The 15910-nt window shown below is 34.7% G+C and carries 17 protein-coding genes; 11 read left to right on the top strand and 6 right to left on the bottom strand.

Annotated features, from left to right (window positions below; all coding sequences use genetic code 11):
• Positions 1–505: 505 nt before the first annotated feature.
• Positions 506–1576 (top strand): peptidoglycan DD-metalloendopeptidase family protein, encoded by a 1071-nt coding sequence (locus tag H1D32_RS16435; RefSeq protein ID WP_396126226.1) that lies wholly within the window; start codon positions 506–508, stop codon positions 1574–1576.
• A gap of 1 nt (position 1577) precedes the next feature.
• Here H1D32_RS16435 and H1D32_RS16430 read toward each other — a convergent pair whose 3' ends face one another.
• A complete protein-coding gene (locus H1D32_RS16430; RefSeq protein ID WP_261179360.1) occupies positions 1578–2540 on the bottom strand; it encodes a 4Fe-4S binding protein in 963 nt (320 codons plus the stop codon).
• Positions 2541–2751: 211 nt separating this feature from the next.
• Between H1D32_RS16430 and H1D32_RS16425 the strand changes: the two genes are divergently transcribed.
• The 3 genes from H1D32_RS16425 (at position 2752) to H1D32_RS16415 (ending at position 3980) form a co-directional block, all read left to right on the top strand.
• Positions 2752–3213 (top strand): hypothetical protein, encoded by a 462-nt coding sequence (locus H1D32_RS16425; RefSeq protein WP_261179359.1) that lies wholly within the window; start codon positions 2752–2754, stop codon positions 3211–3213.
• A 200-nt stretch (positions 3214–3413) separates the two neighbouring features.
• The gene (locus tag H1D32_RS16420; RefSeq protein ID WP_261179389.1) at positions 3414–3704 is read left to right on the top strand and encodes a DUF3055 domain-containing protein; all 291 of its coding nucleotides are present in this window, start codon (positions 3414–3416) and stop codon (positions 3702–3704) included.
• Positions 3705–3857: 153 nt separating this feature from the next.
• Positions 3858–3980, top strand: coding sequence for a GapA-binding peptide SR1P (locus H1D32_RS16415; protein WP_261179358.1), 123 nt, complete (start codon positions 3858–3860; stop codon positions 3978–3980).
• Positions 3981–4205: 225 nt separating this feature from the next.
• On the opposite strand, the gene H1D32_RS16410 is transcribed toward H1D32_RS16415, so the two are convergent.
• Positions 4206–5684 (bottom strand): aminotransferase class I/II-fold pyridoxal phosphate-dependent enzyme, encoded by a 1479-nt coding sequence (locus tag H1D32_RS16410; RefSeq protein ID WP_261179357.1) that lies wholly within the window; start codon positions 5682–5684, stop codon positions 4206–4208.
• Positions 5685–5945: 261 nt separating this feature from the next.
• Between H1D32_RS16410 and H1D32_RS16405 the strand changes: the two genes are divergently transcribed.
• Together H1D32_RS16405 and H1D32_RS16400 are read left to right on the top strand one after the other, a co-directional pair.
• Positions 5946–6908, top strand: coding sequence for an NAD(P)H-dependent flavin oxidoreductase (locus tag H1D32_RS16405; RefSeq protein WP_261179356.1), 963 nt, complete (start codon positions 5946–5948; stop codon positions 6906–6908).
• A gap of 265 nt (positions 6909–7173) precedes the next feature.
• Entirely contained in the window at positions 7174–7449 is a 276-nt protein-coding gene (locus H1D32_RS16400; RefSeq protein ID WP_261179355.1) for a UPF0223 family protein, read from the top strand.
• 534 nt (positions 7450–7983) lie between these two features.
• On the opposite strand, the gene H1D32_RS16395 is transcribed toward H1D32_RS16400, so the two are convergent.
• Positions 7984–8604, bottom strand: coding sequence for a YktB family protein (locus H1D32_RS16395; protein WP_261179354.1), 621 nt, complete (start codon positions 8602–8604; stop codon positions 7984–7986).
• A 517-nt stretch (positions 8605–9121) separates the two neighbouring features.
• Between H1D32_RS16395 and H1D32_RS16390 the strand changes: the two genes are divergently transcribed.
• A complete protein-coding gene (locus H1D32_RS16390) occupies positions 9122–9310 on the top strand; it encodes a hypothetical protein (protein ID WP_261179353.1) in 189 nt (62 codons plus the stop codon).
• A gap of 330 nt (positions 9311–9640) precedes the next feature.
• Complete coding sequence (locus H1D32_RS16385; protein WP_261179352.1) at positions 9641–10420, top strand: inositol monophosphatase family protein; 780 nt, start codon at positions 9641–9643, stop codon at positions 10418–10420.
• Between the two features lie 310 nt (positions 10421–10730).
• Here the strand turns inward: H1D32_RS16385 and H1D32_RS16380 are convergent, their stop codons facing one another.
• The gene (locus H1D32_RS16380) at positions 10731–10910 is read right to left on the bottom strand and encodes a YlaF family protein (RefSeq protein ID WP_261179351.1); all 180 of its coding nucleotides are present in this window, start codon (positions 10908–10910) and stop codon (positions 10731–10733) included.
• A gap of 192 nt (positions 10911–11102) precedes the next feature.
• On the opposite strand from H1D32_RS16380, the gene typA reads away from it, so the two are divergent.
• A complete protein-coding gene (typA, locus tag H1D32_RS16375) occupies positions 11103–12947 on the top strand; it encodes a translational GTPase TypA (protein ID WP_261179350.1) in 1845 nt (614 codons plus the stop codon).
• 24 nt (positions 12948–12971) lie between these two features.
• On the top strand, positions 12972–13310 hold the full coding sequence (locus H1D32_RS16370; RefSeq protein WP_261179349.1) for a YlaH-like family protein: 339 nt from the start codon (positions 12972–12974) through the stop codon (positions 13308–13310).
• Between the two features lie 111 nt (positions 13311–13421).
• Here the strand turns inward: H1D32_RS16370 and H1D32_RS16365 are convergent, their stop codons facing one another.
• Positions 13422–13622, bottom strand: coding sequence for a YlaI family protein (locus H1D32_RS16365; RefSeq protein WP_261179348.1), 201 nt, complete (start codon positions 13620–13622; stop codon positions 13422–13424).
• A gap of 689 nt (positions 13623–14311) precedes the next feature.
• On the opposite strand from H1D32_RS16365, the gene H1D32_RS16360 reads away from it, so the two are divergent.
• Positions 14312–14767 carry a pyridoxamine 5'-phosphate oxidase family protein gene (locus tag H1D32_RS16360; RefSeq protein WP_261179347.1) on the top strand — a complete coding sequence of 152 codons (456 nt, stop codon included), beginning with the start codon at positions 14312–14314 and terminating at the stop codon, positions 14765–14767.
• A 79-nt stretch (positions 14768–14846) separates the two neighbouring features.
• Here H1D32_RS16360 and H1D32_RS16355 read toward each other — a convergent pair whose 3' ends face one another.
• The gene (locus H1D32_RS16355; protein WP_261179346.1) at positions 14847–15530 is read right to left on the bottom strand and encodes a YhcN/YlaJ family sporulation lipoprotein; all 684 of its coding nucleotides are present in this window, start codon (positions 15528–15530) and stop codon (positions 14847–14849) included.
• Positions 15531–15910 lie beyond the last annotated feature (380 nt).

Raw genomic sequence — 15910 nt, 5'->3', positions numbered from 1 at the left:
CTTTTTATTACGCTCTTTTCTAAAAGATTGTTGCTTTTAGCTTTTAGGTCGTAACCAAGCGAATGCTTGGTTTTCCACGCTTTGCGTGAAGCTTTTGAGAATAAATAAGACATTGGGACAAAAAAATTGTCCCCAAAAAGCTTATTTATTCTCAAAAGACGACCTAAAAGCAACATAGTTTACGGAAATAGCCTTTTATTATTAGCCTATATTCCTATATGATTATTCAGTAAATTAGTAAATTATTATGTAATTTGACCGTTTATGAAACCAAATGAGCCAGAGGACAAGTGCACTTGTCCCCTGGCTCATTTAGGTTTCAAAGCTTCAAGCATCCCTTGCCAACATGTAATAGAATTCAATACCTATTTTTATTCACATATAATCAGTCCCTAAAACGAACCAAACATAAAACATTGAAATATTATAGAAGCTCTATATTTTCTATGTGTTTAATGAGGGTATCAGTTGGTGAGAATAGTGAAAAGCAATTTACGAAGGGGGAATGAAAGTGAAAAAGATCCTTGTAGTTATTCTATGCTTTCTTGTACTAACAGCATGTGAAGTTATTAATCAGTATGGCAAACCTGAAAATTTTAAATACTTTAGTGGAAAAACCAGTATGAAAGAAATAGATATAAAACAAATAAATGATCAACAATTCATACCTGTAAATGACTTGATAAGTAGTGTAGACGGTAGTTTTACCTATGATCGATTGCACCGGACCTTGAAGATGGAAATCGATAATCAAGGCTATAAATTGATTTATGGAATACCTGTAATCGAGAGGAATGGAGTTTATTTACCTATTGATACTGTGAAGCTATTAGAATACGAGGGGGAAGTTTACTTACCAGTACATTTTCTAGAAACGGTTCTTGGCCTTGATGTTAGTTTATTAGATGCCAAAGTAAAATTTCCTTGGACAAATGAAACTTTAGTAGTTAGTACTATAGAGTCGATTAGTATTCTCGAAAAAGATTGGACTGTTGGTGAAATGATTGATTATTTATCCTTTCTCCAAAAACCGCTAGAAGATGCAACAGTAAGTACAATTCCGAATCATCTTCCAGGTGCAAAGCGTCCATATCGCAATGGTTTTCACGAAGGTATTGATTGGTATGCGTATGCCTCTGGCCAACATATTTCAATAACTACGCCTGTATTCGGTATGGCAGACGGGGTTGTTGTTAGGGCTGACCATGATTATGTTGAGTATCCATCCAGTGAAGTCAGGGATCAAGATCTAGCTTTAACGGCTCTAGTAGGAGAAACACCAGAATATATTTTCGATCGCTTACGTGGAAAACAGGTTTGGGTGCAGTATGAAAATGGTGTGATGAACCGATTTGCGCACCTATATGCAATACCTGAAAATATTAAGGTAGGAGAAAAGGTTACCAGTTCTACAGTCATCGGTTATGTTGGAAATTCAGGTACGAGTGGTGCTGTTAATAATGATGGAACTCAACTTCACCTGCATCAGGATATACTAGTTTATGGTGAACAGTTTTGGAAACCATTCACGCTTGAAGAAACTCTTCAAATAGTAGTTGGGATCTTTGGAAAATGAACTAAGAGTGAATGGCAATTTTTTTACTTTCTTCTTTATTATTTGTAAGATTTGTTACCTTAACAGTAATTAAAAAGTTTTTATTAAAGTCCTCCTTAGGAATTTTTAAAATTAAGGAGGACTTTTGATTTTCGCCAGCATCGACATGGAGAATATCCTCGAAAAGTACCTCCCAATGGCTCGGGGTATCTGATGTAATTCGAAATTCATGTAAGTCAGAAGCGTAATTTTCGATTTGAATCTCATATGAAAATATTTTGTTTGTTTCCAATTGTACACCTGCTATATTCTCTGAGATTGAAACAGTGAATTGTTTGCTAATAAAACTTAAAGTGACTAAAGCAATAAATAAACTTCCCAAAAGCAAGAGTAGTAATAAATTTACACCTGTAAAAATGCTTTTCCTTGATGGACGGTTTTTGTCAGAGAATAATTTTTGGAAATGTCCATAAGGGCATGTGTTGGCACAAAATTTTTGTTTTAGGGAATGAATAAGAATAAAAAGTATGGCCGTAAAAAATAATAGTAGGTTGCCAACAACTGTTAAGTATTGAAATTGCATAATGGTGTGCGCTAAGTAGGTGGGACTAATAAAATATGCCAAGACCCCATAAGAAGCTAATAAGGAGACAACAAGTGAAATAATCACCATTCCTACTTTTTTAAAACGTGGTTGTTTGATAAGTAAGGGGTGAGAAGAGAGTTTGTAAAGAAATCCAACAACAGTGTTATGTGGACAAATCCAGCTACAAAAATGCCTTTCGTACCATTTTGAAATTGAGACAAAAAAGATGACCAAAAATAGAACAGCAATTAAGTAAATAAAACCTGTCTCAAAAGAGAAAGCTTTCTGAAACAGGTAAAAAGATCCATTAATTAGATCAAGACGGAAAATATCAAAAATTGGAACAAGAAAAAATGCGAATAATGTGATGAATTGGGTTTTCTTTCTCAGTTTTTTCATGCTAGTGCTCCTTTTCTTTCTTATTTTAAAATTATTTCCAACCAATAGACAAAACATGACAGAATTTGCGTGAATGTCATGATATTATCATGAAGATTCTATCTTTATAACATTTAAAAAATGTCTTAAAACGCTGTAATAACTCATGTATTTTAGAGTGTAAAATAACTTCTAGCATTTGAAATTAGTTTTATTTTTGGAGGGATTTCTGGTGAATGAAAAGTCAGATAAACTTGATGAACTAAGACTTGAAGTAGGGATGATTGCCGAACGAGTTTCTACACTTCCTGATTTATATTTAGGCGTTATCAATACAATTGGCGGTCATCTCACAAAAAACTTTGGTGTTGCTATATATATCTGTCAAGATGGTTTCTTTAGTTATTTATTTGGGTTCGGTAATATTTCAGAGAAAAAGATCGTTAAATATGGTGAAGGGATGTTTAGCATTTGTAGTATTAGGGGTAAAGTTACTATACATAATCAAAATAATAAAACGATGGCCTATGCGCCCTTTTATAATGGTCATCAGTTAAATGGGATCCTTTTTGTTGAATGTGAAGAGGCCCAATATATAGTTACCGAAGAGGATATCATTTTTCTTGAGGAAATTTCTAGATTTATTGAAATACGGAGTAAACAATACAACAATACGTCAATTGATAATACTTAGCGTTAATTGATAATTGAATTTTATGCTCTTAAATTTTTATAGGGCATTTCATGTGCCAGCTATGAGTATTTTCCCATTTTTGTTAGGTTTTATGATCTCAGTGTTGTTTTTTTCCTTTAAAACAAATGTTTGACTATTATAATTATTTTAGTTATAATAAAATTCAGAATACTTTTAAAAAGGAGGCGTCGCTAATGAACCTGTTTGAAAGACTTTATGACGAGCAAGAAGATGTTAAGGTACAGTTTATTGGGTTTACTACTGAAAATGCACGATATGATTTCGGAATTATTTACACAAATATGTTCTTTGGAAAGCCTCTTGTTGTCTGCATGCAAACTGGGCGTTCCACATTAATTTGTTCTGAGGAAGCGGAAAATTGGGAGCATGTAAAGAAAGTATTTCAAATTAATTGCGATAAAGAAGCGCAGGATCTTGCTTTGTTTTTTGCTCGTAAATTACCAACTATGAGTTTTGAATCACAATACTAAATGTAGATGTTTGAAGAAGCCAAAAATGTTTGGCTTCTTTTTTCTTTTAGACTAAATGTGTTATACAATTTGTTGTTGACAGAACTAATGTGACATATTATTATTAATATAAGGACGTTGAAGCGCTTTCAAAAACTAAAAGGAGTGAATTGAATGGGTGTTATCGTTTGTCAAACTTGTGGGAAAGTAATCGAGCATTTTGAGGCTGAGAAGGTATCTACATTATATGGAACATGCTGTAATGATTGTAATAAAAACCAACAGTGCAAAAAATAATCTAATTAATATATAGCCAGGGTAGACAATAAAACTTGTCTACCCTTTTTTTTATGGCAAGAAAGCATACCGGTGTTTGTAATTAATGTCTAGTTCCAGGCACCATGCCACGAGAGGTTTGTAATTTTTGACGATTACAGGTTAATGTTCCAAAAGAACGCTGAAAAAGCGTAATAGTACTAAAAAACTCACAGTAGCCTGTGAGTCTTTAAATAGTATGTCACATTAAATAATTGCTTTGTGTTCTTTAATGACCCGAATGTTTTTAAATGTTTCGTCTTCAGGGCCTTGAACTGGTAATCCGACGTCAATATTTTCTTGAATATACTCAATATTATCTTCAGTGATAATCTCACCAGGGATAAAAATAGGTATTCCAGGAGGATAAACCATGACAAACTCGGCTATTATTCTTCCAGCAGATTCTTTAAACGGAATTACTTCTGTTTCAGAATAAAAGGCATCTCTAGGTAATAAGCCTAATGTTGGAATGTCAGGAACATGAACAGATATAAACTTCTTTTCTTCAACTTGTTTTCCACCTAGAAACTTAGCAGCTAACTCACTTAACGCTTCAATTAGGATTCCAGTGGTTTCAGTATTATCACCAATTGAAACGATACAAAGAATGTTGTAAAGATCTGATAATTCAACTTCTATATTGTAATTTTCTCTTAGCCAAACTTCTACGTCATATCCGGTAATCCCCAAACTTCTAACAGAAATAATCATTTTAGTTGGGTCAAAGTCAAACGTTGCTTTTGTTCCAAGGATTTCTGGACCCACACAGTAAAGGCCTTCAATATTATTAATCTTTTGTCTTGTTTCATTTGCCAATTTTATTGTGCGATCAATTAGATCGTATCCTTTTGTTGCTAATTGTTTTCTAGCAACGTCAAGCGAAGCTAATAGTAAATAAGAAGTAGATGTTGTTGTTAACATGCTAATAATTGACTGTACTCGCTTTGGGGAAACTAAGTTTCCTTTGACATTTAAGACAGAGCTTTGGGTCATTGATCCACCAAGCTTATGAACACTTGTAGCTGCCATATCTGCACCAGCTTGCATAGCAGACATCGGCAATTCGTCATGAAAATGTATATGAACTCCATGAGCCTCATCAACAAGGACAGGAACTCCATGACTGTGAGCTAATTCTACAATTTTTTCTAAATTAGCCGAAATCCCAAAATAAGTTGGGTTGATAACTAATACCCCTTTAGCGTCAGGATGCGCTTTTAACGCTTTTTCAACTGCCTCTAGTGTAATTCCGTGGCTAATCCCTAAATTGGGGTCAATGACTGGATGAATAAAAATTGGTATTGCTCCAGAAAAGATAATCGCCGACATAATTGATTTATGGACGTTTCTAGGAACGATGATTTTATCTCCAGGACCGCAGACACTCATGATCATCGTCATGATGGCGCCGCTTGTACCCTGAACAGAAAAGAATGTATGATCTGCTCCAAACGCTTCTGCAGCTAAATGTTGAGCCTCTTTGATCATTCCGTGTGGATGATGTAAATCATCAAGTGGACCAATGTTAATCAAATCAATTGATAAAGCATTTTCTCCTATAAAGTTACGAAACTCAGGATCCATTCCCGTTCCTTTTTTATGACCTGGAATATGAAACTGAACCGGATTTTTTTTTGCATGTTCGATTAATCCGGTAAATAATGGAGTTTTTTCTTGGGACATAATTGTCAATTCACCTCATAACGAAAATTATATATTTTAACGTCGGTAATTAAACGGGCCGTTCTAATATACTTTTTTAAAAGCTAGTTTTATTAAATTCTTCAAAACAAAAATGAGTATATCAAATAAGCATAAAAATTCAAAGTAAAAAATGAATAATTCCTTTTAAAAGGAGTTTTCTACGTTTTCATAGAAAATATTAGTGAAATATTTGTATAGTTATACCGATGGTTAAAGAACTAGTGAAATGGGGGAGTAAAATTGCAAACAAGAGTAACTCAGCTTTTAAAAACAAAGTATCCAATTATTCAGGGAGGTCTAGCCTACTTAGCCTATTCTGATTTAGCTGCTGCAGTATCAAATGCTGGAGGACTGGGACAAATTACTGCAATGTCATTAGCGTCACCAGAGGAACTTAGAGCGGAAATTCGTAAGGTGAAAGAAAAAACGTCAAATCCATTTGGTGTAAACTTTGCAATTGGTCAACACGGTAGACCATTTGAAAACATGGTAAAAGTTGCCATTGAGGAGGAGGTTCCTGTTGTTTCAATGACTGGTGGAAACCCGGCTCCTATTTTTGAACAATTGCGTGGGCATAACATAAAGAAGATTGTGTTAGTAGCTGCAAAAAGGCAAGCGGTCAAAGCGGAAGAATTAGGTGCGGATGCAGTTATGGTTGTCGGTCAAGAGGGTGGCGGACATTTAGGGAGAAACGATACGAGTACACTAGTCTTAATTCCACAAGTTGTTGATGCGGTAACGATTCCTGTCATTGCTTCAGGTGGTATTGGTGATGGTAGAGGTTTGATGGCTGCGCTTGCTTTAGGTGCGGAAGGAATTGAGATGGGGACTCGTTTTGTCGCAACGAAAGAGTGTATTCATGCCCATGAAGACTATAAACAAAAGCTTGTTCAGTTGACCGAAAATGATACTGTAGTTATTAAAAGGAGCTTAGGTGCTCCTGCTCGGGCATTGAAGAATAGTTGGACAGATCAAATTCTCTCTCTTGAACAAAATGGAGCAACCTATGAAGATTTAAAAACGTATATAAGTGGTGAAGCAAATAAAAAATATATATATCAAGGTATTGAAAGTGAAGGTTTTGGTTGGGCTGGACAGGTAATCGGTTTAATTAATGATATACCATCAGTCGACGAGTTATTTCAAAGAATGATGGTAGAAGTAAAAGGTATTCAGAAAAGATGGAACCAAATAGAACGTTAAGCTTGTATTTGGAGAAATCTATAAGTTAATGTAATAATTAATACTTTAGAACGATATAAAAGGAAACTCATCTTAATTAAAGGCTCTTTTTGTAACCATTGAGGCTTCATGGAATTCATTCAATACCTTCTTTTGTTAGAAAAGATGCCCCGAGCCCTTGATATATCATGTTATTATTAGCTATTTTTTAGTATATTCTATGAGAAAACAGCCTATTTTGAACAAGAATTGTTTTAGTGTAAACATCTAGGGAGGAAACAACAGAATGAATTTTAATATTCCAATTTCACTCGATTGGACAAAAGAAGAGGTAATAGCGGTCGTTCAATTTTTCCACGGTGTCGAGAAAGCTTATGAAAATGGAGTTGAGAGAGAAGAATTTCTAAGATTATACAAAGACTTTAAAACTATTGTCCCAAGTAAAAGTGAGGAAAAGCAGCTTTTTAAGGAATTTGAAAAAGAATCTAACTATATTTGCTACAATGTTGTTAAGGAAGCATTAAATAAGGATGCTGTAAGTAAAAAAATTAAGCTTGGTTGATACCAAAGCTTAATTTTTTTATTTAAAGATAAGAATTTACAAAATTACATGGTAATAACTGTCTAGCTCCACCAAACAGCCCCAAAGAAAGTTCACTTTCGTCGATAAATTATGTAAATAGGTTGTAGTATCATTATAAGATAAAGGAAAGTGAACTTTCAAAGCAAAATCAAAAATATGGTAGCACCTCGAGGTCAAATAACCTAGGAAAAAGTGTGCTCTTTCACTTTTTCCCACTTTAAAAGTGAAAGAGCACACTTTTTTCTCGAAGAACATTTGCATGACGGGGCTTAAATGGGCGCTTGCGCTTTTCTTAAAAGATAAGAAAGCATATGCGTTTTTAGTACTTGGTGTCTAGCTTCAGGCGCCATCTGCTCCTGCGGGTACTCGTCGCAAAGGTACAATGGAGCTGCCTCAGGGATGTTCTTGGCTCGAGGTCAAATAACCTGCCAGATATAAAAGTGAAAAGCGCACTTTTAATCTGACAGAACATTTGCTTGTCGCCGATAGGCGGGCGCCTTGCGCTTTTCTTAGTTAAAACGACATTTTATATAATGGCATTAAGGATTCCATTGTTGTTCGAGCAAATTGCGTAAATTGATAGCCATTAGTCAAAATTGGATCATTTTCTTGGATATGACGTCCAACAAGAAACTCAGCTTTCTTTACATCGCGAAATCTTATCAGCATATTTTCTAAGTCGGATTTGTTAATCTCGGACACCTTACTTGCTGCTTTTTTCATATGATCTTGTGAAATCACGAAGTCTTTAGGAATTGTTTCATAAACCTCGTCTAAATTACTCAAAAAAGCTTCCGCAATGTGGTTTTTGTTAGGCGCCTCATAAATTAACGCAAACCATATGAAGACATGGTCATCAAACAATCCAACTTGAAAATGAGGGTGTTTTTTATAGCCACGTTTATCATGGCAAATGGCAAGCCAAGTATCTTTCGGTGGATTTACAGTTCTTCGTGCGTGTTTTGCGATATGTAAAAACATCTCATTGCCACTAACTGCGGAAAGATCATCACATAAAGTGTCTCCAATTTCCTTAAACTTTGGCTGAATTCGTCCTTTAATAGCGGCCATGCGTTCATCTAACCCATCAATTGTAAATGTATCAAAATCATTTTTTGTAAATCCTGAAAACATATAAATCAAATCCTCTCAGTAATAATTTGACACCATTTTACCATAGCCGTCAAAATATATCATTTAGATAGCATCATATAAGTATTTCTATTACTGCAATTTTAAATGATTAAATCAAATGAAAGAGTCTCGTTATTGAATAGAAGGTGTAAAAAGGCTTATGCCTAGTTTCATTTTTATAAATACGTGGAAAGTTGATTAATAAGATATTTATTGATCTAATTTGTTAGAAATGGTCTCAATACTTCTCGAAGAAAAATGAAAATCAAGAAACATTCTAATGGACACTTTCATATGTTATAATAAATAAAGATTAAATATCAGAAAATTCCGTAAACTCTTGTCTCCTCAATTCTTTCTAAATAAATGAATTTCATAATTCCCTTAACTGAGCTATATAAATCGAACTGTAGCACGCAACTACATTTAGAACCTAGTAGTGGAAATAACGAATTATGAATTTCATAGTTACTAATTTAGGGATATGAATACTAATAAAAAAGGAGTGTAGGTTACCATGGAACAAGTTATTCAGACCTTTAAGAAAACAGATGGTGAAAAAAGAATTGCTGTTCTGCGATTGGAAATCGATTATGAGTTGGCAACTCTACACGATGCAATGGTTGCCAAAGATTATGGATTGATAGCTAATTGTAAAAAGAAACTTGAAAAATTTCGTCAAGAGCTAGTTCGACTAGAAGTTTAAATATGTTCTAATTCTTTAAGGGTGACACGCTTGGCAATGCCTAGCATGTCATCCTTTTTCTGGATATCAAAAATATCCTAACGAAACTACTCTTTCAAAAAGGCTGTTTTCGTAAACTTTGTGGCTTTTAGGTCGTAACCAAGCATGCGCTTGGTTACGACCTAAAAGCTAATAGCAACAATCTTTTAGAAAAGGGGTTCAAAAAAGAAAACCAAAGATAAAAAAAGGTTTTGAAAAATGATTAGCGTTTGGTTGGGGCTGATTCCTTTATAAATGATCTTGGTTTATGTCATAATAAAAAACAATAGAACAAACAAAAGGAGTTAGGTAATGAGTAACCATGATTGGCATTCCATAGCAAATAGAGCACAAAGTTTAGTCAAAGAAGCTGCTCGTTTAATAAGAGACTCACTAAAAGAAAAGCGAATCGTTGAGTATAAGTCGAATCCAAATGATTTGGTTACAGAAATGGATAGGAGAATTGAAGCTTTTTTTACTGAGGAGATAACGAGAGAATTTTCAACCCATTTAATCTTAGGTGAAGAAGGAACTGGAAAAGATCTAAAAGATCTTAATGGGATTGTTTGGATTATTGACCCTATTGATGGTACAACAAATTTTGTCCATCAACAACGTCATTTTGCTATTTCTGTTGGTATTTATGAAAATGGAGTAGGGATGGTAGGAATTATTTACGATGTGATGGCTGACGAGCTGTATACAGCTATAAAAGGTGAGGGTGCTTTTCTTAATGGGCGAAAATTACCTAAATTAAAGAAAGCGGATGTAAAAGAAGCACTGATTGCAGTAAATTCAGGTTGGATTATTAAGGATGAACGTTTAATACCACTTATTCGAGATTGTCGTGGCACCCGTGCGTATGGGGCTGCAGCGATAGAAATGGCTTCAGTCGCAGCCAATCGTACCGATGCGTATATTAGTCTGAATTTATCGCCATGGGACTTTGCTGCAGGTGCAATTATTATTAAAGAAGTTGGAGCAAGAGTGACTACATTAGAAGGAGCAGACCTAAATTTATTAAAACCTAGTACGATTTGTGTTGCTAAAGAAGGCTTGTACGAGCAATTACAAAATCACTATTTTAATTAGGTTGGTTTCGCTTAAAATGTTTGCTAGGAGTTTTTTAGGTCGTAGCTAGCGAATGCTTGGTGTTCCACACTTTGAGTAAACCCATTGAGAAGAAGAATGAGCCAATAGACAAATGAATTTGTTTATATGGCTCATTCTTCTAGGTATACTTTTAAAACAGCTAAGTTACGAAAAGACTTTTTTTAAAAGGATTAAACCTGCTAATTAAGGCAGCTAACAAATGGGAATTTGTCTTCTTCCTCATTTTTTGTCGAAAATCAAAAGGATGTTTAAATCCATTCTGTATTGTCAATACAGCTATTCATAGTGATTAGGCTTGATTAGCTCTTTTTTTTCGTAAAGTGAATCCAATACCACAGCAAATGGTTGTCAACAAAATGGATAAACTAAAAACAAGGATACTTCTTAAAGAAATAGAAATACCGATCCCAACAATAGAAAAGGTAGTTACAATTGCTAAAATTAAAAAAATGAACTGTTCTTTTTTCACGTAAATCCCTCCTCACTTAAGTGTACAAGGTTTCTTAAAAAATTTAAACTGTTTTAAATCAGTTATTATTGGAAACGCTTGCAAACAATACGAAGTTTAAAAATAGTATTCCTTTTAGAAATTTGTGCTATAATAGAGCAGTTGTAAAGAAATTCGGTAAAAAACATTCATATATTAAGGAGAGACACATAGATGAAGCAACGAGAAAATATTCGAAACATCGCAATTATTGCTCACGTTGACCATGGAAAAACAACTCTTGTTGATCAGTTGTTACACCAGTCTGGGACGTTTCGAACAAATGAACATGTAGAAGAAAGAGCTATGGATTCTAATGCCATCGAAAAAGAAAGAGGTATTACAATCTTAGCAAAAAATACGGCAATTCAGTACGGCGAAACAAGAATAAATATCTTAGATACTCCTGGACATGCTGACTTTGGTGGCGAAGTTGAACGGATTATGAAAATGGTTGATGGGGTTTTACTTGTTGTAGATTCATACGAAGGTTGTATGCCACAAACCCGTTTCGTATTAAAAAAGGCTTTAGAACAAAGTTTAAAGCCGATTGTTGTCGTAAATAAAATCGATAAGCCATCAGCTAGACCTTTAGAAGTTGTAGACGAAGTGGTTGATTTATTAATTGACTTAGGTGCTGACGAAGAGCAATTAGAATTCCCAGTAATTTATGCTTCTGCAATTAACGGTACTGCAAGTGTTGATCCAGATCCAGCAAACCAACAAGAAAATATGAATGATTTATTTTCGATGATCATTGAAAACATTCCGGCTCCAATTGATAATAGTGATGAAGGTCTTCAATTCCAAGTAACGATGTTAGATTACAACGATTACCTGGGAAGAGTTGGTATTGGTCGTGTTTTCCGTGGAAGTATTGAAGTTGGACAACCAGTTGCTTTAATGAAGCTTGATGGCTCTGTAAAGCAATTTCGCGTGACAAAGCTATTTGGTTTCTTAGGTTTAAAACGTGTCGAGATTCAAAAAGCTATTTCTGGTGACATTATTGCGATCTCTGGTATGGAAGAGATTAATGTTGGTGAAACAGTTTGTCCACTAGATAAGCAAGAGCCACTTCCTATCTTAAGAATTGATGAGCCTACCTTACAAATGACATTCTCAGTAAACAATAGTCCGTTTGCTGGTCGCGAAGGTAAATTTGTTACAAGTAGAAAAATCGAAGAACGACTTCGTGCTCAACTTGAAACAGATGTAAGTCTACGCGTAGAGAACACGGATTCACCTGATGCTTGGGTTGTGTCAGGACGTGGTGAGCTTCATTTATCAATTTTAATTGAGAACATGAGACGTGAAGGATTTGAGCTACAAGTGTCAAAACCTGAAGTTATTGTTAAAGAAATCGATGGTGTTCGATCTGAACCAGTTGAACGTGTGATGATTGATGTTCCAGAAGAGTTTACAGGTACAATCATGGAATCTGTTGGTGAGCGTAAAGGTGAAATGCTAAATATGGTCAATAACGGAAATGGTCAAGTCCGCTTGGAATTTTTAGTCCCAGCTCGTGGTTTGATTGGCTATACAACAGAGTTTATGACACAAACAAGAGGTTATGGAATTATTAATCATACCTTTGATAGCTATCAACCAATGCTCACTGGACGAGTTGGTGGAAGGCGTCAAGGTGTTCTAGTGTCAATGGAAAATGGAAAAGCAAGTCAGTACGGGATCATGCAAGTTGAGGACCGTGGGATTATCTTCGTAGACCCAGGTGCTGAAGTATATGAAGGTATGATTGTTGGCGAACATACTCGTGAAAATGATATAACCGTTAATATTACTAAGGTTAAGCAAATGACAAATATGCGATCTGCTAATAAAGATCAAACAGTAACTATGAAAAAGCCTAAAATAATGACATTAGAAGAGTCATTAGAATACCTAAATGATGATGAATTGTGTGAAATTACACCTACATCAATTCGTTTAAGAAAGAAAATCTTAGACAAAAACGAGCGAGAGCGTATTGAGAAGAAAAAGAAGATAGCAACTCAAGGCTAATATTTGCACGAAGGAGGACTTAGTATGGGTAGTACTGAAGAGAAGATTGTTACGCCAAACTTTTCATCTTTAGCTGAAGCACTAGGCGCTGGAAATCCTGAACAATTTTTCTTTGCATTTACGATGCTCTATTTAATTGTAGTTGTCCTAACCGTGATTGTATTTAATTTAGGATTTGCAAGGAAGCTTCCAATTTTAAAAACAGCAATTGTCTACATTGCGCTACTCTTTGGATCGATATTTACAACAATTTTGGCACTTAGACTTCCTGTTGTGGAATCATTGTTAATTGCCACTTTTGTATTAGGTGCTTATAAATATCGTCTTTATAAGGAGAAACGTGAAAAAGTAGTTAACAGTTAAGTGTATTGATTTTTGAGAGGTAGAAAAAAAGCTGATTAATCGGTTAAATCCGATTAGTCAGCTTTCTTTTTTTTTCAAAGCCTTACTTACACCACTTTACACTCTAACTGCTTACCAATCATCCTCATTTTGTTCTGGTTTATTAATACGGAATTTTCCTGTCGCTAGTCTTTCTTTTGTCCGCTCAGTAATGCGATCATGACATGTTTGACATGTATACGTATGTATCGGTCTGTTTCTTAAACGTTTTGCTAAAAATGACTCATTTTCAATCGATTCAATTTTATCACAAATTACACATTTTACTCTCAATCTTCTCACCTCATTACTTTCAGTGGCAGCTAGTCCATACATGCATTATAGTTGAAATAACATCTATTGTGAAGTGGGAGTCATCAAAACAAGTACCTCATCAATTTTCTTGGCACTATTTGATCTTTAGAGAGAAGGTCTTTTATGGAAGACTTCATTTTTCTGTAAGGTTGTTTTCTCATATGTTGCTTTTAGATCGTCTTTTGAGAATAAATAAGCCATTGGGAAAAATTAATTTGTCCCAAGAAGCTTATTTATTCTCAAAAGCTTCACGCAAAGCGTGAAGAACTAAGCATTTGCTTGGTTACGAACTAAAAGCTAATAGCAAATATCTTTTAGAAAGGCTGTTTTCTCAAAGATTGTTGTTTTTAATTAGCTAGTAATGACAAGATATATCAAGTCTCAGATGCATCTTTTCTAACTTGTGATGGATGTAAACACACAAATAGGGACTATTTGTTTAAAATTAGTGTATAAAAACACAATGTTTACGAAAAAAGCGTTACGAAAAGAGCCGATTTGGAAAAGAAGAGTATATACTGCAACATTTCAAGCCGTTATGGTTTTAACATTAGGTAAAAAAAGGTATAGTATAACTGTAGCATAAATTTGCTTTATATCTAATTGAGAAAACATAAGAGGTTTGCATTTATTGTGTTTTCAAAAAACAATTATAGGAGGTTATTTCTTTGGCAAATCAAGTAGAAGCGGTATTAACAGATGAGTTATTTCAAATCCTTCAAAAAGAACGGTTTGTTACAATTGCAACTGTAGATTATGAAACTAAAGGTCCTAACGTAAGTGCAATCTCTTGGGTTTTAGCTCCTACGAAGGATAAAATTTACTTTGCAGTAGATAATCGTTCGCGAATTATCCAAAACATTAACCAAAACGCACTAGTTGTCTTAAACATCATTGGAAATGAATCTACATATTCGATTAGTGGAACAGCTAATGTAAAAGTGGAAAAAATGGATGAAGTTCCTTTGAAATTAGCTCTTGTAGAAATTCAAATAAAAGAAGTGCGTGATGTCATGTTTTATGGTTCAAAAATTTCTGTAGAGCCACAATACGAAAAAACATATGATAAGGAAGCAGCCGAGAAGCTTGATAACCAGGTAATGACTGCTATGAAAAAAGCTTAGTCATTTGACTAAGCTTTTTTTATGAATTTGATTAGTATTTTCGGCTATTAATTAAATACACTCTTACTAAATGGTTTCTCTACTCACCATGCTCATTTCGAAGTTGCTGTCTCTTTTCTCTTTCAGTGCCATCCTCCTCGGGGTGCCCACCTAATTTCTCATCTTCCATATTTCTCTTTCCTTGCTTCTCTTGAATATTTTTAAGTTCGCTGTTTTGCCCCTCACTTAACTTTTCTTTATTAGCATCAGTTGGTTCTGGTTCTGACTTTCGATGCTCTGCTCCAGGTATTACCGGAATAAGCCGCCCAACAATTCCCGCTAACTCATTCATGATCCCAGAAATAGGGTGTCCTGCATTAATATCTTTTCTCATTTCTTTGAGCCTGGAATTTATATCAGGATCGGCTGTGATGAAAGCATATGCCCCATGGGGGTCGTTACTCAAAGTTTCGGCTACCTCGTATTTTACGACACCAACATCAGAACGAGTCAAATCTGCTTTTACATCAATTCCGACAACGGCTAAATCTCCTATAACAATTGCAGTGGCGCTATTGACATTTGGAACTCTCTCTGTAAGGTGTACTAGATGTTCAGCGACTTCTTCTGCTGTTTTTGTTTCTTTCTCACGGGGATCTTTTGCTTGCTCGGCAATGTCTAAGGATCTTTGAGTTCCTTGTTCAGTGTCTTCAGCTGTGTTCGGCTGGCAAGCAAATAAAAGTGAGATAGCAAATACGTATATACAAATTTGAATAGGTTTCATAATCATTCAATCCTTTCAAAGTAAATATTTATAATTATTGTTCGTTTCTTCGTCTATCTTTATTCGGTTGTACATACATTTATAGTAAATTCATTTCTCACCAATGGTTTAAAATCTATTCTCACATCATCATTAGGTAGCTAGTATTGGCCTGGAAAACAAGGTCTTTGGGGCTTCTTTTCTGTTTTTTTACTTTATAGAACAAAATATTTTTCTGGGAGCTACGATTTAATGAATTTCATAATTCATTATTTTTCGCTACTAAGTCCTAATTGTAGTAGCGCTGAAACCATTCTCAACTACATTTAGATTGATATACTTGGTTAAGGTTATAATGAAATTCGCTTGGTTAAGTAAAAACGACACATGTTTTTAATTTG

This window comes from Anaerobacillus sp. CMMVII (genome assembly GCF_025377685.1).
Taxonomy (GTDB): Bacteria; Bacillota; Bacilli; order Bacillales; family Anaerobacillaceae; genus Anaerobacillus.
This window is presented reverse-complemented; position numbering and strand designations above follow the sequence as displayed.